Annotated in this window: 25 protein-coding genes and 1 pseudogene; 10 read left to right on the forward strand and 16 right to left on the reverse strand. The window is 51.1% G+C overall.

What is annotated here, in order from left to right; all coding sequences use genetic code 11:
* The 5 genes from traL to traM form a co-directional block, all read right to left on the reverse strand.
* Window positions 1-306, reverse strand: a complete 306-nt coding sequence (gene traL / locus ABU178_RS19775) for a type IV conjugative transfer system protein TraL (RefSeq protein WP_397218132.1) — start codon at window positions 304-306, stop codon at window positions 1-3.
* A 1-nt stretch (window position 307) separates the two neighbouring features.
* Window positions 308-667 carry a type IV conjugative transfer system pilin TraA gene (traA, locus tag ABU178_RS19780; protein ID WP_397218134.1) on the reverse strand — a complete coding sequence of 120 codons (360 nt, stop codon included), beginning with the start codon at window positions 665-667 and terminating at the stop codon, window positions 308-310.
* A 125-nt stretch (window positions 668-792) separates the two neighbouring features.
* Window positions 793-969 (reverse strand): hypothetical protein, encoded by a 177-nt coding sequence (locus ABU178_RS19785; protein ID WP_397218136.1) that lies wholly within the window; start codon window positions 967-969, stop codon window positions 793-795.
* A 219-nt stretch (window positions 970-1,188) separates the two neighbouring features.
* A complete protein-coding gene (locus ABU178_RS19790) occupies window positions 1,189-1,464 on the reverse strand; it encodes a helix-turn-helix transcriptional regulator (RefSeq protein WP_397218139.1) in 276 nt (91 codons plus the stop codon).
* Between the two features lie 667 nt (window positions 1,465-2,131).
* Window positions 2,132-2,518: a conjugal transfer relaxosome DNA-binding protein TraM gene (gene traM / locus ABU178_RS19795; protein WP_397218141.1), complete on the reverse strand. Its 387-nt coding sequence runs from the start codon at window positions 2,516-2,518 to the stop codon at window positions 2,132-2,134.
* 469 nt (window positions 2,519-2,987) lie between these two features.
* On the opposite strand from traM, the gene ABU178_RS19800 reads away from it, so the two are divergent.
* Window positions 2,988-3,446, forward strand: coding sequence for a transglycosylase SLT domain-containing protein (locus tag ABU178_RS19800; RefSeq protein ID WP_397218143.1), 459 nt, complete (start codon window positions 2,988-2,990; stop codon window positions 3,444-3,446).
* 648 nt (window positions 3,447-4,094) lie between these two features.
* Here the strand turns inward: ABU178_RS19800 and ABU178_RS19805 are convergent.
* The 8 genes from ABU178_RS19805 to ABU178_RS19840 form a co-directional block, all read right to left on the reverse strand.
* On the reverse strand, window positions 4,095-4,274 hold the full coding sequence (locus ABU178_RS19805) for a hypothetical protein (protein ID WP_397218146.1): 180 nt from the start codon (window positions 4,272-4,274) through the stop codon (window positions 4,095-4,097).
* A gap of 228 nt (window positions 4,275-4,502) precedes the next feature.
* Window positions 4,503-5,231 carry a plasmid SOS inhibition protein A gene (locus tag ABU178_RS19810; protein ID WP_397218148.1) on the reverse strand — a complete coding sequence of 243 codons (729 nt, stop codon included), beginning with the start codon at window positions 5,229-5,231 and terminating at the stop codon, window positions 4,503-4,505.
* Window positions 5,228-5,659, reverse strand: a complete 432-nt coding sequence (psiB, locus tag ABU178_RS19815; protein WP_397218151.1) for a conjugation system SOS inhibitor PsiB — start codon at window positions 5,657-5,659, stop codon at window positions 5,228-5,230. The genes ABU178_RS19810 and psiB overlap by 4 nt, the downstream gene beginning before the upstream one ends.
* Window positions 5,660-5,702: 43 nt before the next feature.
* Window positions 5,703-7,706, reverse strand: a complete 2,004-nt coding sequence (locus tag ABU178_RS19820) for a ParB/RepB/Spo0J family partition protein (protein WP_397218152.1) — start codon at window positions 7,704-7,706, stop codon at window positions 5,703-5,705.
* 69 nt (window positions 7,707-7,775) lie between these two features.
* Window positions 7,776-8,018: a DUF905 domain-containing protein gene (locus tag ABU178_RS19825; RefSeq protein WP_397218154.1), complete on the reverse strand. Its 243-nt coding sequence runs from the start codon at window positions 8,016-8,018 to the stop codon at window positions 7,776-7,778.
* A 52-nt stretch (window positions 8,019-8,070) separates the two neighbouring features.
* Complete coding sequence (ssb, locus tag ABU178_RS19830) at window positions 8,071-8,619, reverse strand: single-stranded DNA-binding protein (RefSeq protein WP_397218156.1); 549 nt, start codon at window positions 8,617-8,619, stop codon at window positions 8,071-8,073.
* A 776-nt stretch (window positions 8,620-9,395) separates the two neighbouring features.
* The gene (locus ABU178_RS19835; protein ID WP_397218158.1) at window positions 9,396-9,902 is read right to left on the reverse strand and encodes an antirestriction protein ArdA; all 507 of its coding nucleotides are present in this window, start codon (window positions 9,900-9,902) and stop codon (window positions 9,396-9,398) included.
* 415 nt (window positions 9,903-10,317) lie between these two features.
* Window positions 10,318-11,619 (reverse strand): DUF1173 family protein, encoded by a 1,302-nt coding sequence (locus tag ABU178_RS19840; RefSeq protein WP_397218160.1) that lies wholly within the window; start codon window positions 11,617-11,619, stop codon window positions 10,318-10,320.
* A gap of 178 nt (window positions 11,620-11,797) precedes the next feature.
* On the opposite strand from ABU178_RS19840, the gene ABU178_RS19845 reads away from it, so the two are divergent.
* The 3 genes and pseudogenes from ABU178_RS19845 to ABU178_RS19855 form a co-directional block, all read left to right on the forward strand.
* Window positions 11,798-12,514, forward strand: a complete 717-nt coding sequence (locus ABU178_RS19845) for an HNH endonuclease (RefSeq protein ID WP_397218162.1) — start codon at window positions 11,798-11,800, stop codon at window positions 12,512-12,514.
* 171 nt (window positions 12,515-12,685) lie between these two features.
* The gene (locus ABU178_RS19850) at window positions 12,686-13,183 is read left to right on the forward strand and encodes a hypothetical protein (RefSeq protein WP_397218164.1); all 498 of its coding nucleotides are present in this window, start codon (window positions 12,686-12,688) and stop codon (window positions 13,181-13,183) included.
* A gap of 263 nt (window positions 13,184-13,446) precedes the next feature.
* Window positions 13,447-13,772, forward strand: a pseudogene (locus ABU178_RS19855) (mechanosensitive ion channel family protein); the annotation flags it as partial.
* A gap of 271 nt (window positions 13,773-14,043) precedes the next feature.
* On the opposite strand, the gene ABU178_RS19860 reads toward ABU178_RS19855, so the two are convergent.
* Window positions 14,044-14,790 carry an SDR family NAD(P)-dependent oxidoreductase gene (locus ABU178_RS19860; protein WP_397218166.1) on the reverse strand — a complete coding sequence of 249 codons (747 nt, stop codon included), beginning with the start codon at window positions 14,788-14,790 and terminating at the stop codon, window positions 14,044-14,046.
* Between the two features lie 138 nt (window positions 14,791-14,928).
* On the opposite strand from ABU178_RS19860, the gene ABU178_RS19865 reads away from it, so the two are divergent.
* Window positions 14,929-15,528, forward strand: a complete 600-nt coding sequence (locus ABU178_RS19865) for a TetR/AcrR family transcriptional regulator (RefSeq protein WP_397218168.1) — start codon at window positions 14,929-14,931, stop codon at window positions 15,526-15,528.
* Window positions 15,529-15,544: 16 nt separating this feature from the next.
* Window positions 15,545-15,937 carry a VOC family protein gene (locus tag ABU178_RS19870; RefSeq protein WP_397218170.1) on the forward strand — a complete coding sequence of 131 codons (393 nt, stop codon included), beginning with the start codon at window positions 15,545-15,547 and terminating at the stop codon, window positions 15,935-15,937.
* A 122-nt stretch (window positions 15,938-16,059) separates the two neighbouring features.
* Here ABU178_RS19870 and ABU178_RS19875 read toward each other — a convergent pair whose 3' ends face one another.
* Entirely contained in the window at window positions 16,060-16,968 is a 909-nt protein-coding gene (locus tag ABU178_RS19875) for an AraC family transcriptional regulator (RefSeq protein ID WP_397218193.1), read from the reverse strand.
* 136 nt (window positions 16,969-17,104) lie between these two features.
* Here ABU178_RS19875 and ABU178_RS19880 point away from each other — a divergent pair, with 136 nt between their 5' ends.
* The 4 genes from ABU178_RS19880 (at window position 17,105) to rarD (ending at window position 20,256) form a co-directional block, all read left to right on the forward strand.
* On the forward strand, window positions 17,105-17,848 hold the full coding sequence (locus ABU178_RS19880) for an SDR family NAD(P)-dependent oxidoreductase (protein ID WP_397218172.1): 744 nt from the start codon (window positions 17,105-17,107) through the stop codon (window positions 17,846-17,848).
* A 17-nt stretch (window positions 17,849-17,865) separates the two neighbouring features.
* Entirely contained in the window at window positions 17,866-18,267 is a 402-nt protein-coding gene (locus tag ABU178_RS19885; protein ID WP_397218174.1) for a VOC family protein, read from the forward strand.
* On the forward strand, window positions 18,264-19,250 hold the full coding sequence (locus ABU178_RS19890) for a saccharopine dehydrogenase family protein (RefSeq protein ID WP_397218176.1): 987 nt from the start codon (window positions 18,264-18,266) through the stop codon (window positions 19,248-19,250). The genes ABU178_RS19885 and ABU178_RS19890 overlap by 4 nt, the downstream gene beginning before the upstream one ends.
* Window positions 19,251-19,350: 100 nt before the next feature.
* Complete coding sequence (rarD, locus tag ABU178_RS19895) at window positions 19,351-20,256, forward strand: EamA family transporter RarD (RefSeq protein ID WP_397218178.1); 906 nt, start codon at window positions 19,351-19,353, stop codon at window positions 20,254-20,256.
* A gap of 50 nt (window positions 20,257-20,306) precedes the next feature.
* Here rarD and ABU178_RS19900 read toward each other — a convergent pair whose 3' ends face one another.
* Window positions 20,307-21,053, reverse strand: a complete 747-nt coding sequence (locus tag ABU178_RS19900) for an SDR family NAD(P)-dependent oxidoreductase (protein WP_397218180.1) — start codon at window positions 21,051-21,053, stop codon at window positions 20,307-20,309.
* Window positions 21,054-21,675: the final 622 nt, after the last annotated feature.

A 21,675-nucleotide genomic window follows, 5' to 3' on the forward strand; every position in this document is an offset into this window, starting at 1 on the left:
TTATTTAATCCATTTCCTGAAACTGGAATCGGGAATAACGCGGTAGACAACCCGAAATAATTCAGTGGGCAAATACCAGTAACACCAGTTGTATAACCAGCGGGAGCTTTTTCCGCGTTTCGCCGCTCTGATCAGTTGCCAGATAACTGCCGCGACAATCAGACTGAATAAATATTTCTTGGTGAAAAATCCCCACAGCAAAACAACCGCTGCGGGGATAGCTTCATCAAGGGGCAGTCCAATAATGCGGTTCTGCTCAGACAGAGTTTTCGGGAAACGGTATTTGTCTAAATCGTTTCCCGTCATATCAGTTGATGAAGGACAGACCGACAGTGGTGAAGACGATAACCACAACCAGGCCCAGCAGAATTAGTAGGTTTTTGGTGCGGATGTACATCGCCACACCGACAATCAGTTCGGCGATGATGATACACATCATGACGAATGAGTCGGCACCAAATGTGGCTTTAACATCATCTTTGCCCCCGGCCAGCAAGTCAGTTGCATTGGCAATCTGTCCCACCCCGAGTAACAGCAGCGGAGACAGCGCAGTCAGACGGGACAACGCTTTTTTACTGGTTACACCATGCCATGCCATCTGGCAGTATTGCCATGCACGATTTTTCACAGACGCGGGGAAGCCGCCTTTTGATAAGGTTGAATTCATAAAAACTCCATTTATATGATTAACAAAAACCCAGAGCGGAATTGACGGGTTAAGTCAATCCGGCACAGAACCATCAAATAATTAAACGGCGCTGCAACAGATACCTCAACATCAACAACCGAACTCTACTGATTATCTTTCCCCTCAGACTCAAAACACTGCTCAATAATATGCTTAGCCTCTTTGGCAATGGTTCGACGTTCTTTAGCAGCTTGCTGCTTAAGTTGTCCATACGTCGTTATATCCAAAAAAATATTCACATACCTACCCACTGGCAGAAAAGTTTTTCTTTTTTCTTCCATCAATCACCGTCTCTTCAGAAGATGTTTTAAGCTGCAAAAAAGCATGCCAGAAAAAATATTTCCTCGCCAGTTGTAAGAATCAACCAACAAAAAAGTCGAGCAACCATATGTTTATTAATTAGAAAACGGAAATTCCAGGAAATGTCTGACAACCACGAATTGATGTATATCAAAAATAAAGCGTGACATACATCACATCACGCTTTTGGAAAATACCTGTCAGACGTAAGCTTCAAAGCTAAAATTCAGATGAGTGTAAAGGTCGAGTCGGATAGCATAGACGCTCTTAAGCATATCGAGATTTGTTACTCCGTACATATTACAAATCTCGCGTAGTACTTTAGAAACTGCTTGAGGGCTCACACCTTTAAGCTTGGCAATGTCTTTACAAGTCATTCCGTAGACAAAAAGTGTAAATATCTCAATCTTAGACTCACTGATCTCAGGAAAGATCTTGCGTAAATGAACTGTATAGCTAGGATCGATGATAACCATCGGCAACCTCCTGTTAAAAGCGTTCAGGTTATTGGTGGCCAGCGATGGCAGGGGTTGCCTCCCCTGTCATCGCGACAGAAGTTAATTAATTTAAAAAGGACACTTCATTTCTTAATAAAGATTCATTTACCTTAAGCCAAATATACAACATTGAAGATCTCTACTCAATACATAACAACCTTACTCATTACTTTATGATTGCGCTCACAAAAAAACTAAAATTTAAAAAGGAAATAAAAAATCTGACGTAAAAATGCATGAACTGCACGACTCAGAGTACAATTTAAATCCAGAAAATGATTAGCGCTTTGGGAGTGAAATAAAAAATATCTTGCAAAATGCACCATCAACTTATCTTTTCAAGTGACAGGAAAAAACCCAAACGTGCATCCATCACCCGGTAAAAAAATAACCACCAGAAAGTCATCATTGCTCCAGTATAACTGTCTATTTCGAGCAGGTATTGTCAATTATAAAATGTGCAGGTTGAATTTAGCAGAGACTGTTGCTCATTCAGGCTCATCGCTCCTCAGAGATCCCAGACACATAACCTCTCATTTTAGAGAAGTAGCAACTCTGCTGCACTAACTGAACAAAACATATTTCTTAAGTAAAGCCCCCTGCGCCATAGATGTGGGACAAGAGGCTGGATTATAGCTTTATAAACTCAGTCGATTTCGTGCTCTTCAGGAAAGAAAACACTAACCTGATCTTCTGCAAAATTTGCTACTGATTTTTTCAGAACATCAAGGTCAAAATCACCGCATTCGATTGCTTCGTGGCTTAACGCACTCATTTTCATTATTTCTGTACACATAGCCCGGACTCTTGCGACATTGTCCAGAATCACTTTGTTATATTCCATCTGACTAAATGCACTTTCCTTTTTTTCTCTCTGGATTTTATATACTCTTAGACCCAGTTCTATAAGCATTGAGGTTACAGATGATACCGTAGCATCGTTTTCTGTTGCCCCTTCCTGCCTGCGCTCTGTAACCAGAGCCTCTATTTCCTCACGAACCTGATTGCTGACAAAAGTTTGTATACGTGGCATCGTGGATCCTTCTGAAACCAATAAGTATGTTTAAGCATTAATATTACATGAATACACTTATCCATAGTGTAAGACGAGTATATCATTAAAATAAACAGAGTATAACCGCGAGTATAGGATACCTAAAAACAAGAGTATACTCGCGAGCATACTCTCTTTAACTATCTGAAATTACCACCTCACTCTAGTTAGAGTATGATTCACACTTTGATCAGAGTATCCAAAGAGTATAATCATACTCTATTTAACTTATACTTTATTTAAAACCATCATGAAAAAAAACATAAAGATATAATTTTAAAGAATAATCATGCAAGACGAAATCTTGCGAGGTGTGTGGGACCTTGATGTTAAGGAGCAGGCATACGCTAAATAGCTGGCCGGGTAGGATTCAGTATTTCCAGGCATTGCCGTTTTTAGTCAAAAATGGCACTCTGGCACGGCGAAAGTAAATTAAGGGATTTTGCGCATGAGGAAAATCTTGCTTTCTGGATTATTCGCGCTGACCTGTCCGGTCATTGCACAAGATTGCTTTGAAATGGCGGGCAGAGATTACAGTATTGACCCAGATTTACTGCGGGCGGTATCGTTCAGAGAGTCATCATGGCGAGCGGAGGCGATGAATGTTGTCACCCACGAAAATTATGCTATCGGAATGATGCAGATCCATTCGCAAAATTTTTCGCACCTGGCTCAGTTTGGTATCACTCCTGCAAAACTTTATCGTGATCCCTGCATGAATATTTATACTGGTGCATATTATCTGGCACTTGCCTTTAAACGCTGGGGGTATTCATGGCGGTCTGTTGGAGCTTATAATGCCGGATTTAGCAAAACCAAAGTACAGGAAAGAAAGCGCCTGAAGTATGCACATGAAGTTCAGACGATTTATGAAAACATTAAACAAAAAAAACACCATTATAAATAGCGGCATCAAATATATTATTGCTTTGCTTATCCTCAGGCACGATAAACCTGTTTTTTGTCGTGGTAAAGATAATTCTGTTCGGAGCTACTTTCCTGCCGATACCCTACTGAATAACCCGGTAATTCCAGAATTCTTTATCGTAATACAGACCGGGAGAATGCATAGAACCCGTAACGGAAAATCGGCTTAAGACGAATTACCGTTACGGCCATCAGAGTGTCGGGAATTTATTACCGACACGGTGAAAGCGGCGCATCCTTTTAAGGATGCAGCAAGCGTTAATATGACGTTGCGTCAGGATGGAAGCCCGGAGGGCAGAGACAGCTTGCTGGCTCTGTTTACGACAGCCGTGTCTCTTCAGGGACGACGCCCAAAGACAAAAAAATGAAACAGACATAGCGAAAGGTGAAACCAGGAACAACCGGATTCACTGCGGGAAAAGTGAAACAATGACTGTCAGATAAGCCTGATAAAAATTTGGAGCAGGAGAGCCATTGCATCAGCATAGGTCTTATCCGACCGCAAATTTCTATTTTTGCCGTAGCGGCATCAGCCCGAGTTTTATGGCCCAACAGCTGATGCTTCAGTTGTCGGGCCTCTCTAATTCACACTTCGGTCGATCCTATCTACTCATCGCCAAGATAGGCATTAGCGCCGTCCTGCACCAGACGGCTGTATTTCAGTCAGCAGCTCATGGGTCCACCCATCTTCTGGCGCGTCCCGGCTGTAAATGACCTGTCCTTCCAGGTTTTTAATGACAAGTCTTTTATTTCTGAGAGGTGTCAGAATATCCGGTTCGTCCTTCCAAATATCAGTTATATAGTACATTTCCTTACTCCTTTAAGGCTGTTACTGAGTGTATGTAGTGTTTGTCGCTGCAGCGCCTGACCGGCCTGCCACATAATATGCATGCATACCGCATACCCGGCACCTGTCACCTGCAGAGGCTTCAAGATTCAGGCGCCTGCTGACCGACCCCCACTCCCTATGACGCCAGTTTATGCAGGCCGGGACACGGTATCCACAGCAAGTCCCGGCTCAGCGAGTAACGCCACGCTATACCCGGCTCCGGTCAGTCAGCTTATTGGGTACCATCCAGCGTTCCAGTTGCCTGACAGACTCAGCGCTCTCTTTTGCCAGCGCATCTGATTCAACCAGCACAGCCCAGAAGGGCTGGTTCGCCATTGTCCAGCGCTCCAGGGATCCCAGTGACGGAAAACGTGCACTCCAGCGCCAGAACATTTCTTCAATATCATACCGGCGCAGTGCTGTTCCCGACCAGCGGGCACTCCAGCTGCTGACCGTTTCAGGCGTATGGAAAGCCAGCTCAATTTCCGCCTGGCCTGCCAGTGCCTGATACGCGGTTTCACGCTGGCATGCCTCCCTGCGGCGCTGACGGGTATATTTTTCGGCGCTCAGTTCACTCTGCCTGCGGCAGCGTTCCGACGTCTGAAACTTCGTTTCCGGGAACAGCCGCCAGCAGTCATACAGGGACAGGGGCAACCAGCAGCATGCACCACGGCTTTCAATCAGCCGGTCGATCGCCGCCAGCCAGTCCTGCTTTTTCCCCCGCAGCGTCTGTGCGTTCAGCCCGGGAGAGAACCAGCCAATGTCTTTAACAGTGACGCGTTTGCTGCCGTTCAGGATGCGGAAAAAAGCATGGGCATAGGCGAAATCAGCGATATGAACGCCCCGCTCATGTTTTTTCTCCACTTCCGCGATGGCCTGCATCACAGCACGACGCTCATGGCTCAGGGGTACCAGTGACAGATTGTTCGGGATCATTTTGCGCTCTCCCTCAACAGAACACTGATGATACTGTCTGCGGAAAAACCTTCCGTATCGAGACAGGCCACCAGGCTTAACGTGTGGTTGATAACATCCGGGCTGAACGCAGGCATCGTCCTGACGACAGAAAACGGGCGCCCGCTGGCGGTGATGACCATCACCATCCAGACAGGACTGACGTCGCCGGGGCTGCATACCGCCACGCCGAACCTGCCGTGGGAGGGTGTGAATCGTACCTGCACCGGGAAGAATCCCCCGAACTCGCTGCGGTACTCGCCATTCATGTCCCACTGTTCGGGGACATTCAGGTCACGCATCACAGCATGGGTCAGTTCCCGGCGAAAATCTTCGCCAATGGCACGGTAATCTTCCAGTTCGCCGGGGATCATGGTTTTCAGAACTGCAGTGGTAATAACATTGCGCATGAGGATCTCCTTATCGCCGCCTCGCCGGGCGGCGTCTCCGTTATCAGGCTGCGTGTTCCGTATCGTTATCAGTGTCTGTCGCATCATCATCAGTGCCGTCAGGTTTGACCGTGTCCGGGGACTGCATCCAGCCAGGAACCCAGCGCGTACCGGAAAGCCACTGTTCAGCGTGGCTGGCGGCATCTCCCTTCTTCATTTTTTCTGCATCAGATGCGGCCCCGGTCAGTCCGGCATCCTTCAGCGCATCCACAATCTGATTCCTGCTGAGAAGGCCGAGGAAGTTCGCCGCAGTCGGCTGCCACCAGTCGCGCAGGTGAAACCCGAGCGCCGCTTCCACGCCATTAAGGTCGCTCTGTGTGGTATGGCCCATCGTCCGGGTCTGAACCCCGTCCACCGAACAGGCGGTGCAGAACGCCATCAGGCTCATCAGGGTTTGTCCGTCAAGCGTAAAAAAGGTGGTGTAGTCCTTCTTCCAGCCCTCCGGCAGCAGCGCCTCCAGACGGGCTTTCTCCTGCATCAGACTCTGCCACGCCTGACCATTCTTTCCGGTCGGGGCTTCACTGGTCAGCCCGCTGTGATGGACTTCCAGGCGCATCACGAATGGATGTCGGGTGGTGTTGCTATAATCGAAGGTGCAGGCACACAGTCGCCAGACCATCAGGGCAACCGCTTTTTCGGGCTGTTGTACCAGAGCGGCCTGCACCGCCAGCGTCCGCTCGGAAGACATCTTTTTGAGCAACGGGGCGCTGATGCCTTCCGCCGCATCCGGCGTACTGCGGGTGACCACATGAAGGGAACCGCTGCCGTCCCCCACTCCCTGCCCTCCGGTATTCTCGTCCTGAACTTTCTTCTGCACCCCGCGCTGGACGCAAAGTTCACCGTCATACAGGCTGACCACCACACCGCAGGCCGCTTTCTGCTCCGGTGTCCACGCCCGGATCGATGCTGCATTTTCAATTTCGTCAATCAGCACCTGAATCGCGGCTTCGTCCTCAAAAGTTTCAGTGGCCTCCTGAGTGGCGTACAGTTCATCGAGACGCTGCTGCTCGTCAGTGGTGTACTGTGCCTCCGGCTCTGGTAACAGCAGATAATGTTCGCGGTCGTCACCGTAGTTTCTGACCGCGCCCTCCCGTGCCAGTGACCATGACCACCCTTCCTGCAGTTCGATTGCCAGCGCGGCGGACTCCAGCTTCTCCTGCACCAGACGCTCAACCAGCACACCGTCTGCCGTACCGTCCTCTTCTTGGGCGCTGAACAAATCCTCACGCACCACGCCACCTGCGGCCTCGTACGCCTCGCGCCCGATAAACACGAAGCGGGAGTGGTTCACGCCGATTTCGGTATCAGTGATAGCGCGTTTAAGCATGTGCGCGGGGGCGTAGCTGTGCTGCGCCTTCACGCGCTGGTAAATCTCTACCTGACGCACTGGATCGTTCTCCAGACTCAGCGCCTGACACTGCTCCACGTCGAGCTTGTTCTCTGCCAGCAGAGCAATAAGTTCCGGGGCAAGGTTTGCCAGTTTCAACATGCGCCGGACGTGGCGGGAGCCATAGCCCAGCTGGTCACCGATCTGCGCCGGGGTCTTCCCTTGCTCAGACAGCGTGCGGAACCCGCTGATCTGCTCTGCCGGATGCATCGCCACACGCTGGCTGTTCTCCACCATCGAGGCTACCACCGCCAGTTCGTCGCTGACGCGCTTGACGATAACCAGATACCCGGCATCGATGCGCTGTTCACTGAGCAACAGTTGCAGTGCGGCAAGGCGACGACCACCTGCCGCAACGCCTGACAGGCCGTCCGGCAACGTGTGAACCACCAGATTCTGGATCAGGCCGATAGCCAGAATGGTGTCAGCCAGGTCGCGTACGCTCTCCACCGGATACGGGATGGTACGGACGTTCAGCGGGGATTTGACCAGCGCCGACAGCGGCACCATTTCAATCTGTGCTGCCTCAAACGCCGCTTTGAGGGCAGCCGCTTCGGCAGGTTTAACTGCTTTTTTGCTGGTTTTAGCAGGCGTTTTTGCTTTAGACTCGGTTACTGACATCGTTGATACCTCACTGGATATTGATGATTGTCCGGCCCTGCGGAGTTGCTGCTCCGGCAGGGCACCTTCTTATTGCGCTTTACGGATACCATAGCGTTCTGTGAAACGGTTCAGCTCGAATTCGGCTCCCGGTTCAAAATTCCATGCCCGCCAGACCATGCAACCTTCGTGGCGAACCACAAGACGAAAATGCGTACCCTGATCGTCCTCAATCGAAACATTTTCAAACTGCGATACCACCGCGAAGGCCTGCTGGCGGATGAACGTGCCATCGGGCAAGGATTTCAGCGGTCGGGCATTCAGATTCGTCATGTTTATCTCCTTTTCAGGCCCCGTAGGTCGCGAGGCGTTTTCATCATGTCTGTCAGAACGGGGCGTCATCATCCATCGGCGGGAAATCCTGCGGTAACGGCTGTGGCGGTTGCTGAGGCTGCGCGGTGCTCTGACGGCCTTTTCTGCTTCCCTTCGCTTTCAGGGATGCAGACGATGCGTCAGCAGATTGTGCCGGAGTCTGCGGTTGCGCTGGCTGCTGCGGTGCAGCACTCTGTGACTGACCGCCATCACGACAACCGCCCAGCATCTGCATAGTGCCGTTCTGCCCGACCACGATTTCGGTGATATAACGGGTCAGGCCGTTGTCGTCCTGCCAGTTGCGGGTACGCAACTGACCTTCGACATACAGCTGAGTGCCCTTACGCAGGTATTCACCCGCCACTTCAGCGAGCTTGCCAAACAGCACCACACGATGCCATTCGGTGTTTTCACGCATTTCTCCGGTCTGCTTATCGCGCCAGGACTCAGAAGTAGCGAGGCTGAGATTTGCCACTGCGCCGCCGTTGGGCATGTAACGGATTTCCGGGTCCTGCCCCAGATAGCCCACAATGATGACTTTGTTGATGCCACGTACTGTCATGATGAATCTCCTTTCGGTTGTTTTTCCTTTAAAAACCCTCACCCGTTGAGTTGCCGGGGCCGCGGTTTTGACGTTTTGCGGGGTCCTGCTGAACGCGCCCGCTGGTTGTTACCTTCACCCGTTTGAGAGCCGTTCGCCGCAAGGGCGTAAACCAGCGCGGGCGATGGCTGCTGTCCGGGGCGCGGTTTACCGCGTGCCATTTACCCTGGACAGCTGACAGCGACTGTGCTTGTCTCAGCCCCGGCGAAAGGACTCAAAAGGGTGAAATGACCCGGCAGAGGAATGAGCAGGAACCCGCCGCAACGACGGAACGCGCGGGCGCGAAACGGCGTTGCCCCGAAGAGGCCCGGCAGCAGTATCGCCGGGCTGGTGAAAGCGGCGCATCCGTGAACGGATGCTGCAAGCGTGATGTTGACCTGGCGACAGTGGGATGGAAGCCCGCCAGGGCGGAGACGGTTTACCGGCTCCGTTTACGACAGCCCCGTTTCCCGGAGGGAAGTCGCCCGCAGGATGGCGATACAATGTCAGAAGTCCCCGAACAGAAAGCGTCGGCAACAGCAGTAACAACGCCAGAGCCAGGGCAGGAGTTATCACCGGAACAGGGATATCCTCAGCCCGTTGCAGTGCATGGATAATCGGGAACGGACGCCACTGTATCAGCAGAGACAGGCGGAGAAGAGTGGCGCCGAAGGCGCGGCGGTTTTCGCCGGCAGGCCTGGCCTGCCAGGGGTTTTCGCGCGGGCTGACAGGCGGCTGCACCGCCTGCCGGGGATTAATCAGTTGCTGAAGACATAGCCGTCATGGAAAACATATCCGCTGCTGAACAGGTCACGCGCATAAGCCTCAAAATCAAAGTAGCCGCGCAGCGACTCCGGCACCTCATTCAGCAAGCCGCTATGCTCAACAAGTTCCTGTGCGTAGTCCTCCTCGTTTTCTGCTTCGCCGCGGTATGCATCCTCAAACGCGTCATAGTCACACTCGCCGGTATACTCCGCCCACGCGATAAAGGCGGCCTCCATGCCCTCCTCCTCTGCACGTTTATAAGCGGCGATAAAATCCCAGTCTATGGAGCATTCAGAAACAAACTGTGTCGGAATGCCTTCCCAGTCCTGAAACATAAATTCGGCGTCCCTTTCATCGGCGTGCAGCGTCTGGCAGGCCGCGTAAAAGTCCTCCTTACCGTCAAATGCCGTCAGGTCAAACCATTTACCGAAAATGCTACCGCTGTTGTATTTGTGGTAAGTGCCAACGTATACAGCAGGAGTAGTGGTAGTCATGCTCATAAAAATCCTCCGTGATCAATGTCGTCTGAGTTCCGGCTTACGCCGTGCCGACACGACAGCCGGGCGAAAAGCGGAGGATGCAAGGGCGTCACCGAAGCCGCAGCGCAGTAAAAAAAACAGAAGCAGGCTGGACGGTTTGACGGCGAAAATTGAGCCGGCAAACGACGGGAAGACGGCGGATAAAGCCTTTTGAAATAAACTGCGACCGGGTGAAGGTGACGGCGTTTACGCTTCCCTTGCATCTGCCGCGGCCCGGCTACAGTAGAGGCACGGCGTAAGCCGCAGGCGGCTCCGGACCTTTATCACCGCGAAACCGGAACACCGTGGAGGTTAAGCCGGTAAAGCGGAGCGCCCACGCGACATCCTTTTCCCTGTCAGTCCGGCGCAGCCGGGTCATTTGGCTACTTTACGGTATTTATGAGCCGTCACTATTTTCCGCACCGACATTCTTTAAAGCCCGGATTTTGGCTGGCGGAAAGGCAGGAATATTACTTTCGTCAGGCTCAGCAATCGCATCCCAGTACCACCATCCGCCGACGCCGTATTTGCTGTCATAATGCTGCATTTTAACTGCCTTACGCGTATTATATTCCGCTGTATCCATACCAAACACTTCCAGAGGCTGGTGGTGCACGAGCGTGTCCAGTAGGTGAAAATCAGCGAAGACATCATCCTTTTCTGCATCAAAGCGCATCGGCTTGATGAATTTTCGTTTCTCTCTTACCAGTTTGTCCTCAACGAGTCCCTCAAGAGATGAATCAAGCGGGATCCAGCGTTTACTGACATGCATCAGGGCCAGGCGGAGAACGTCGGCTTCATCCCCTTCGGGAACATCAGTCAGCGCAATCACGATTATTCGTTCATCTCTTTGCCAGGCTGCTAACTCTGTCGGATGGCTTTTAAGCGTCCCGGCCCATAGAGAAGCATCAACTGACAGCTTCGGCAGACCAAAGAAGTCCTTAACGGGGACCCGGCCCGGATCACATTCCCGCTCAGCGGACCATTTAGCCAGAGAAGTGGTAACCACAAGCCGTTTGTTATTGGCAGCTGCCTCTGAAAGCTTCTGCTCGTTCTGTTTTGCCTGATCGGAATCATTCAGCGCTCCAGCCAGCAGCACTTTATTCAGGGTAGTACGACCAACCTTAATCCCGCATGCCGCCTGCTGCAACCAGGTGTGAACAGAGCTGGTGAAACGTTTTTTTTCCATTTTGGGATACCACATATTCAGTCCGGCCTCAGTCCACAGGAGACTGAGTAGCCCTGCCAGCTTCATCTGTGCTTTGGAACGGCCTCCTTCCTGAGGATTCTCATTTACTCCGGGAGGTGGCGTGCATTCGACCGGTTCTCCGGCATTGAGAGAGACCGCCAGCCTGATCCGCAAAAACCCATTGTCATCTTCAGTAACCACACCTTCCTGATAATGTTGTTGCCCGCTGATCGACGCAGATGAATACCACCGGCATTCGTCGTAGTGCTCAATGCCACTGTTCTTAAATCTGCTCAGGTAATACAGATCTGATGTCTGACGAAGCCCAATGTAGAACTTCCGCTCCGCTTTTCCTGGACACATGCACTGGACAAGTGCATTAGTACCGTGATGCCGTTTCAAAACTGACTGCCAGCTTTTGGTAAAGCTCTCCAACGTTTGAAAATCCGGGGAGTACGTTTTTATTGTACCGTCTCGCGTAATTTTGACAGGGTAGCGTTTCTTATCCATCGTCATCCTTCCTGGTTTTTCAATACCTTAACAGGCTCCTGTATTTATGCCAGTTCGTCGGTAACCGAAGCGCACATGAATCTCATGTAATCTCCCGGAAAATTGTAAATAACCCCGCACCGGATAAACCGGCAAGCTTTGCTGCCGATTAATAAGTAACTTTCACTCAGGAGGATATATGAGCTTACCGGCACTTCAGTCAGGCACCCGCATTTATGATTTACTGAAACAGGCAGGAATGAAATTAGAAAACTGGTCCGGACCCGCCTCACCCCTGAGCATGCAATGGGCATGGCTGGAAAACGATGTAGCTGTGGTGAATATCTGGCTGGATAATGTGCACCAATCAGAATCCGCACCTGGTGGGTATGTTACCCGTTATATTGCTCTTGGAAAGAAACATAAAGGGCGTGCAATGGATAAGGTCTACAGGGCTATAGCTGAACGTCAGATACCCGTGCAGGTGATATTACATACTGAAAAAGGAAATTCTCTGCGGGTGCTTGATGATGCTTTCTGGTCTGCTGACTATAACCCTTCAAATAACGAACTCACCCTGATCAGAGAAAAGCGTGTTGTTTATGTGGATCAAAAAAGCGGAGCCGCCGGATCAACAGAGGAAGATACTTCCCAGGCAGTAATCCGCAGTAAAAAATTACGGACTCTGGCAATGCAAAGAAGTAAGGGAATATGTGAGCATTGCGGTTCAACCGGATTTCGCACAGCGAAAGGAGAAATTTTCGCAGAGGTCCACCACATTGAGCCAGTCAGCTCTGGCGGTGCGGATGAACTGATTAATTTAATCGTTCTTTGTCCGAACGATCACCGCCAGGCGCATTTCGGAGAAGATGCTGAAGCACTCAAAGCCCGCTTCCTGCAAATCCGGTCAGTGTGAATCCGATACCGCAAGCACCATCCAGCCAGCAGATTAATCCCTTCACAAAATACTCAACCGGGGCCCGGTGGCTAAGCATTCCGACAGTCAGTTGTCTCAGGCATGATAAAATTACAGGGACATGAAAACACATCAGGACGAGGTATATCAGCGTCCCGAACAAGGTGACAGATGGTTCGTAAAACACAGGGCATCAACTACGGCCCGATAAAGCCAGACAGCAATGGCCTTTACCGCGTAAATCTTTCCGTACTGGACGCAGAATCTGTCAACGGCGGTCTGGTTCGCCTGCATCCGGATTATGAGGCCCGATTGCTGAAAAGCCTGAAAGGCAAATTTTTCCTCGGTGTAACTAATGAGCCAATCTATAACGACTGGGAGTCATTTCAGAATACCGGCCTGTACGGCTTTCAACTGGTGCAGGCCTACAAAGACAGGCTGGAGGACGGCAGTCTGTTGATATCAGCTGACATCAAACCCCTCGACACCTTGCCTGGTACGCTGATTAAGCGTTACCTGGAGTCTGCCGTGCCGCTTAACTTCCGCCTGGCCGCCTGTTGTCTGTTTGAAGAGATTGACGGCAGAACGGTTAAATATGTTATGGCGGTTCGCTCATTTGATCTCATTCTGCCTGATACTGAAACACTGGCAGAGTCGGATGACGATTAAGTACATTTCTCCCTTTCTGTTTTGATCCGTTTTCAAAAAACCTCTGAGCGGGCCCCCTCTCCTTTACGGTCGCTGTTTATTGATCTTATGTCAGCGTACACGGAATCCGGAAGATTGGTTCATCCAACCTCTTGTGTTTCTTCTGCCATAAAACCTCAGCCGACAGGCCCGAAACGCGTCAACGCGGTTCGCGAGCTTACCGGCTCTGTTGGTTAGCGCTACAGGGCTGACGGCCCGGCCTGCTGAGGCGTCGGAGGGGGCCACAAAACTGGGCGCGTAATAATGCACAACTTTTAGGCTCTGTTTTTCTTTACCTTGATTACTCCATGCCATTAGAACCTCTCCGCAAGCACTTTGAAAAAGTACTCAGTGAAACAAAACTCTGGTATCAACAAACTCAGGTGCTTCAGGTTACCGACACTAATGACAAAACCATGACGATCAGGATGCTGATGACGGCGCAGAACTCCCCTACCGCCTGAGATTTACGCTGTCACGTGCGGGAGAAAATGATTGAGTTTATTCAGCAAAATATCCGCAGAGTCTTCCTCACCTGAGGGCTACACTGACCGATTCCGGAGATCGATAGTCCGGACGTTCAGTCATTGAGTACACTCGTTTACCGGGGCGGAACGTACAGAAGCTGTACTTCTGTTTCTCGCTCTTAGTCGACAGTAGGCCCGCTTCAGGTGGATTTGTGCCAGAAGCGGGTTGCGAACCTACAAATGTGAAGCAAATAGCTATCTACTGTTAATTTAGCTAAATCTGCTGTTGAAGAACTGTCATCAGGAAGATATGAGGTCAGAACGATCACCTCGGGCAGCAAGCTATTGTGTTAAAACTCTGAGTATTGACATCTGTCAGGTTTGAGATGCTCCTCCATCAGCGAACAGCTCAATTCCGTTCACATAACCTGAGGCATCACTGGCCAGGAATGTTGCAACAGCAGCAATTTCTTCAGGCTCACCAATGCGCCCCAGGGGACTCTTCGCGGTCAGGAATGAGAGCCCTTCTCTGGCATTTTCTCCAAATGCGGCTCTGAGTGACTCTGTATTGACAGGACCGGGGCTGACAATATTTATCCGTATGCCGGAGCCATGCAGCTCTGTAACCCAGCTTCTCACCATGTTCCTGACTGCGGCTTTGGTCGCACCATAAATACTCATGTTTGGACCCGGGTCTACAGAGGCCGTCGAACCAATAATGATTACGCTTGATCCCTTTCCAAGCAGGGGCAAAGCCTGCTGAACAGTCAGCACAACGCCTTTAACATTTGTGGCGAACTGGTCATCAATCTGTTTTTCAGTAATTTTGCCAAGCGGGGCATGGACCCCGCCGCCGGCATTAGCGACAAGAATATCAATGCGGCCAAATTCTGCTTTAATCCTTTCATAAAGCGCATCCAGACTTGCCTTGCTGCTGACGTCAGAAACGATACCTTTTGCATTTTCACCCAGATTCATTACCGCCTTTTTGAGGGTTTCTTCCGTCCGGCCGGTGATAACAATATTTGCGCCTTCATCGCTAAGCCTTTTTGCTATAGCCAGACCAATTCCACTACTGCCACCAGTGATGACGGCAACTTTTTTGTTAACAGACTGATTCATATGAATACCTTAATAGTTAATGTAGTGATCACTATATACAGACCTGAACGGGCTGTCATTAACTTATTGTAGCGATCACTAAAGGAAAGTTTTAAGATGACAACTGACACACTTCTGGCGTAACGAGGACATGGGTATATGAGTGATATCGAAAAATTGCTAAAGCCACGCAGGCGAACGTTTGACAGAGAGTCCGGCGTACAGACGGCTAAGGCACTGTTTCATCAGCATGGTTATGATGCTGTAGGCATAACGGAACTGACGAAGGCGCTGAATATAAACCCTCCCAGCCTGTACGCCGCTTACGGCAGTAAAGCCGGGCTGTTTGAGCGCTGCCTGAAGCTGTATGTTGCCGAAGGAAACCTGCCGGCTGACAAAATTCTGACGCCGGGCAGACCGCTGAATGAGGCCGTTGCAGACCTTTTTGTTACTGCTGCGCGTCTGTACGCCCGGTCTCCGGTACAGCGGGGCTGTCTTGTGGCTGAAGGTATGCGTGCCGATGATCCGCAGGCCCGGGAACTGGCATGTCGCTATGGTGAGGCAGGAATTGAGTTCATCAGAAACTATATCCGGCAGTATGAGCCTGTGCGGGACCGCGAACTTTCTGATTATGTTGTGACAACGCTGCGGGGCTTTTCTTCAGCCGCTTCAACGGGCCTGTCAAAAGCCAGGTTAGCTGCCGTGGCTCAGCTGGCCGGTCAGGCATTCAGCGCTCTGCTGACGCCAGCAACTGTTTAACCCGGAGGTAAAAGCGATGTCCGTTATCGACCATATTGAAATTGCCGTAAAAAATGCTCAGGTATCGCTCAGATTTTTTGAAGCAGCTCTCGCTCCGCTGGGATTCAGCCTGATTATTTCTGTGCCACCGGAGCGAACTATTACCGGTGGATCCCGGTATGGGCTTGGCCCGGATGGATACCCGAGGCTGTGGCTGCACGATAAAGACATGCCTGGCGCTTCAGTGCATCTAGCTTTTGCTGCCAGGGAGCGCGCCAAAGTTGATGAATTCTGGCATGCCGCTGTACAGGCGGGCGGCAGAGACAATGGCGCGCCGGGAATTCGCAACCACTACCATTCTCACTACTACGCGGCTTTCATTTTTGATCCGGACGGTAATAACATCGAAGTCGTGTGTCAAAATGCATGAGTAAGGCTGCCGGCACTCACTTTGCGAAATAAATTACGTCTGAGGTCAGGCCTGCTGTTCACTAAGTGAAGCACCGTGAGGTCAGTGATTCCTTTATTACGCCAGCTAAGTTCACATCATCACTAAATGTGGTGATTTATAAAACTCTCTGCCTCATCAGTCTCCTTGTGGAGGCTTGCAGCATCCTTTAAAGGAGAGCGGCCAAAGAACCGGGCGTACTCACGATTAAACTGAGGCACGCTGCGGTAACCCACCTCCATAGCAACAGACGTGACGCTCTGCTGCCGCGCAAGCAGTTTCGTCCGGGCATGCAGAAGGCGGACGCGTTTCTGATACTGGACAGGACTCATGTTTGTTACGGACTTAAAATGACGATGAAAAGCCGATACGCTCATGGCTTCCTGCCCGGCCAGTGATTCAACCACGAACTCTGAAGCAAAATTGTGTCTTATCCATCGAATGGCATTGCCAATGCGCGCCAGCATCGTTCCCGGTAAAGCAATATCCCTCAGCATCCAGCCGTGTGGGCCTTTCAGAACGTGATAAAGGATTTCCCGCTCATACACCGGTGCGAGCGCGGGGATGTCTTCAGGCGTTTTCATCAGACGAAGTATTCTTACCCACGCATCCAGCAGTTCGGGCGTAACGGCGGCGACCGAAAAAGCACCCGACTGTGAATCAGCCGTCAGAGGGGGTAAATCAGCCAGCAGCGTTGCAATCCGTTCCGGCGTCAGAGTCAGGCTGACAGCAAGATAAGGTGCGCCACTGGCATCAGGATGTACGTCGCCTACCGCAGGCAAATCGACTGACATGACAAAGTAAGATGCAGGATCGTAATTGAATATCCGGTCACCCACCGTCATGGATTTTCTTCCCCGCAGTATGAGATTTACCATCGGCTCATAAACCGCAGCCAGCGCATGTGCGGGGATATCGCCCTGAACCATTGCCACCCGCGGGATACCGGTTTCTGTTCGCCAGTTTCGGGCATGGGCTGTCAGCTGACGTAACTCATCAAGCAGGGGATCCAGTGTCACCGCCAGTCTCCTCAGAATTAAGATAAACGAGCATAAAGCAGAAAAAGGCAAGAATCGAGCAGGAACACAGAAGCCCTGTGATGACGAGTGCTTTAACCTTTTCATATCGCAATGAATAAGGAAAAGCACCATGAAAGTTGTACTGATCACAGGTGGCAGCGGTGGTATTGGCGTCAGTGCTGCAAGACAGTGCGCGGCAGACGGAATGGGCGTCATCGTTACGTATAACAATCACCCGGATTTCGCTGAGGATGTAGTAAAAGAAATTGAGCGAGCGGGAGGTCAGGCTGCCGCACTGAAACTTGATGTGGCCCGTACCGACTCATTTGGCGCATTTCGGGATGAGCTTAAGAATATGCTCAGGTATTTCTGGGGCCGCGATAACCTTGATGTACTGGTTAATAACGCCGGATTTGGCCTGTTTAACCTGATTGAAAGCGTTACCGAAAATCAGTTTGACGAGCTGTTCCAGGTTCATCTGAAAGGCCCTTTTTTTCTGACTCAGATGCTTCTGCCGCTGATAAGCGACGGTGGCCATATTATTAATATCACGAGCGCGACCACGCGCGTAGCGACTGTCGGCGTCGCCCCTTATGCCGCCTTCAAGGGCGGACTGGAAGTGATGACACGTTATATGGCAAAAGAATTCGGGCCCCGGGGTATCAGGGCAAACTCAGTCTCGCCGGGCGCTATTCGCACCTCTCTGGGGGGAGGACTGAATGATGAGTTTGAGCAACTTCTGGCCTCGCAAACTTCTCTTGGGCGGGTGGGCGAACCTGATGATGTCGGTCGTGTTATTGCGGGACTGGCTTCTGAACGTAATGGCTGGATTAACGCACAGTCGATTGAGGTCGCGGGCGGCTATCAAATCTGAAATATTGGGGAGTATTTATGCTTGATCACGTGTTCCTGTCGGTCACCGATACTGGCCGTTCCGTTGATTTTTATACTGAAGCGCTTGCCCCTCTCGGCATCACGGTGCGTCATGATTATGACGGAAAAGACGGGCATCCCGGACACCCGGATTTGAAAGGTTTTGGTGCTCAGGGCCGGATTTTTTTCTGGCTCCGCGAAGGCGTTGTGGCTCCGTCTGCCGTGCACGTCGGGTTCGTTGCCCGGAATCAGACCATGGTGAATGAAGCCTATGCTGCAGCCATGCGTGCCGGCGCAACTGATAACGGTGCGCCCGGTGCCCGGCTTCACTACGATCCACGCTATTACGCAGCAGGTGTATTCGATCCTGATGGCTACAGCCTGGAATTTGTTTACAAAGACTGGCAGCACCCTCAATGATAAAGACATTACTGATATATGGCGCAGCCGGTTATACGGGGCGCATGATTGCCGCACAGGCAACAATTGCCGGCCTCAACATTATTGTTGCCGGCAGAAAAGAGCCGCCTCTGGCCGCGCTCGCAGAATCACTTGATGCCGGGATGCGGGTTTTCAGCCTTGAAGATAAAGATGAACTCATTCGCCAGCTGGAAGGAGTAAGCGTCGTGCTGAACTGTGCCGGGCCGTTCGCCGGCACGGCAGAGCTGCTGATGAAAGCCTGTATCGCGCAGGGTATTCACTACCTCGATATCACGGCGGAAATTAACATTTACCGGCTGGCCGAATCACTGGGGGATGTGGCTACGCGGGCTGGCAGCATGCTGATGCCCGGCGTGGGCTGGGATGTGGTGCCGACTGACTGTCTGGCGGTTCGCCTTGCCCGACAGGTACATGAACCCCGGCGGCTGCGCATAGCCTTACAGGTGGCCGGATCTATGTCCCGGGGTTCTGCTGTCAGCGCAGGTGAAATTATCGGCGCCGGTCTGCTGGAACGCGTTAACGGTACTTTGATGACGAAAGAGAATACGCAACCCGGCTGGTTTGATTTTGGTGAGGGGCCTGTCGCCTGTGCGCCGCTTTCCTTTGGCGATCTGGTGACGGCATGGCATTCAACCGGTATTCCGGATATTGAGATGTTTGTCCATGTGACCGGAGATGCTTTTCCGGAGGGTGATTTGTCCCTGCTTCCTGACGGGCCCGGGCAGGAGGAACGTGATGCCAGTCGTGCACGCGCCGTAGCCGAAGTCACCGGCTCGGACGGGACTGTGCAACGGGCTGTAATCGAAACGGTTAACGGGTATTCCTATACGCCGCTTGCGGCCGTTGAGGCTGCCAGGCGCGTTCTCAGTGATGAATGCTGCCCCGGCTTTCATACGCCAGCAATCGTGTTTGGTGCTGAGTTTGCACTGACAATTCCGGGTACGTCGATTCAGCTGCCCTGAGTCTGCTTATAAGACGCACCGGTCAGCGGAGTATCTGTTGACTGGTGCTTCGCATTTTTATTACCACCTTGTTTTTCCCGTAAAAGTTTCAGGGGGAGATATGTCTGCACATAAGGGCATCACGCTGTCATTAGCGTCATCAGTGCTGTTTGCTGGGCTTTGCTATTACAGCGTTTTTCTGCACCCGCTGAATGGATGGCAGATAGCCGGATGGCGCGCAGTAACAACCGTGCTGTTGCTGATTCTGACACTGGCCTTTCGAAAAAATCTGGGTTGTTTCTGGCACTATTTAACGTCAGTGATAAAAAGTACACGACTGCTCATTGCAACACTTGCCTGCGCCGCGCTTCTTGGCCTGCAGATAATTATTTTCTGCTGGGCACCCGTCAACGGGCAAAGCCGGTCACTTGCACTCGGGTACTTTCTGTTGCCTCTGGCCATGGTACTAACCGGCAGAGCGTTGTACGGTGAAAAGATGTCAGGGTGGCAGAAAATTGCTGTACTGCTGGCGGGCTGCGGCGTTGCGGCTGAAATTATGATAGTGCGTTCTCTTCCGTTCGTGGCGCTTGTCGTTATGCTGGGATATCCGCCGTATTTCATTATCAAACGTCAGCTGCAAAATAACGCTTTCTTTAGCGTAATTGCAGAAAACTTACTACTTGTGATGCCAGCAATTGCCCTGCTGTTTTATCAGGGAAGCGGAAAAGAATGGTTACCCGCAGGTCCTGTCGGCGGATGGGTCATCCTGGCAGGGCTGGGATTACTGAGCGGTTCTGCATTACTCTGCTTCCTGCTTGCAAGCAGTAGCCTCTCGTTTACGGTGTTTGGCATGCTGTCTTATGTCGAGCCCCTGCTGTTATTTCTGGTGTCACTTTTTCTGCCAGGAGAAAAACTGACCCTGGCATCGCTGCTGACATATATCCCGATATGGCTCGCCGTTCTGGCTCTGATGGCTGACGGGTATAAAAAAGTGAAAGCCAGTGCGCACTACAGCAGAAAACAGTGAATCGTCGGACATACGGGCTGTCCACAGATCTTATCTCTTCAGAGATTCGGTCAGATCTGAGAAGCACCACCGTCGGCGAATATCTCTGCGCCATTGATATAAGCGGCGGCATCACTGGAAAGAAAAACTACAGCTTTCGCAATTTCCTCGGTCCGCCCAATGCGACCAAGCGGGCTGCGGTCGCGTAAAGACTGCAGGATTGCGTCCACCGGTTCTGGAAGGAAATCGCGCAGGGACTGCGTATCAACCGGACCGGGACTGAGGATATTGATGCGAATGCCGGCACCCTTGATATCCAGTATCCAGCTACGAACCATAGCGCGTAAGGCGGCCTTGGTACCGCCATAGACACTCAGTCCTTCTCCGGGATTAATAGAAGCAGTTGAGCCTGTGATAACAATACTGCTGCCGGGCTTCATAAGCGGCAAGGCTTTCTGTACGGTAAAAGTGATACCCCTGACATTTGTGGTGAACTGGAGATCAAACTTTTCCGGGGTAATTTGCCCGAGAGGTTCAATCTCTCCCATGCCTGCATTTGCTATCAGAATATCAATGCGACCAAACCGGGAACGGATTTGCTCATAAAATGTATTCAGCTCCGTCAGATTGCTCACATCCACCTGAAACTGACACGCATTCGGGCCAAGCGTACTGACTGCCAGTTCCAGTTTATTTTTGTTTCGCCCTGTAATGATTACGGTTGCACCGAGTGCTGAAAGCTCCTGTGCTATTCCCAGACCAATGCCAGATGACGCTCCAGTTATAACTGCGATTTTGTTCTGAAAAGACTGAGTCATTGTTTTTTCTCCTCATTGCTGCAGGCTGATAATGTAGTGATCACTACACTCAAATGGCAGGGCATACAATAGCAATTTGCGGATAATAAAATATAATCAATACAATCAATAATATAAATTTAACCTTTAATGCTAACAAGCTTAGCGATTACTACATGATTAATATTTAAACAGCCTGAGATGTCCTGCATTTTTCGCGATGCCAAAATGGCTATTGCACAGACTATGTTGCTTTATGTCGAAGGTCCCTGATTGGTTGATGAACTTGCGAAGTTATAGTCTGAGATAAAGCAACCCGTTGCCATATGGTGAGTTAGAATACGTTACCCCGATCGTAACAACGTCCGCTTTTCGCTCATAGCGGACCTTGACCCACGCGCCAGTCTGCTTTGTGACAAAACGGACTCAACTCACTTCAAAACAAGTTGATTAACCGGGCAGTTCGCCGATCCTTTTGCTCATAAACTCTGGCAGGATTAATTTGTTCTTCTGTCAGCCTACGATCCCTTCCAGCGTGACCGATGCCCCGCCGCAAACAATTACCAGTACATTATTAGCAGGGTTAAACCTGATTTTGTGCTCGTACAAGAGTGAGAGAGACACGCCGCATGCCGGTTCAATG

Source organism: Pantoea osteomyelitidis (assembly GCF_044342975.1).
Taxonomy (GTDB): domain Bacteria; phylum Pseudomonadota; class Gammaproteobacteria; order Enterobacterales; family Enterobacteriaceae; genus Pantoea; species Pantoea osteomyelitidis.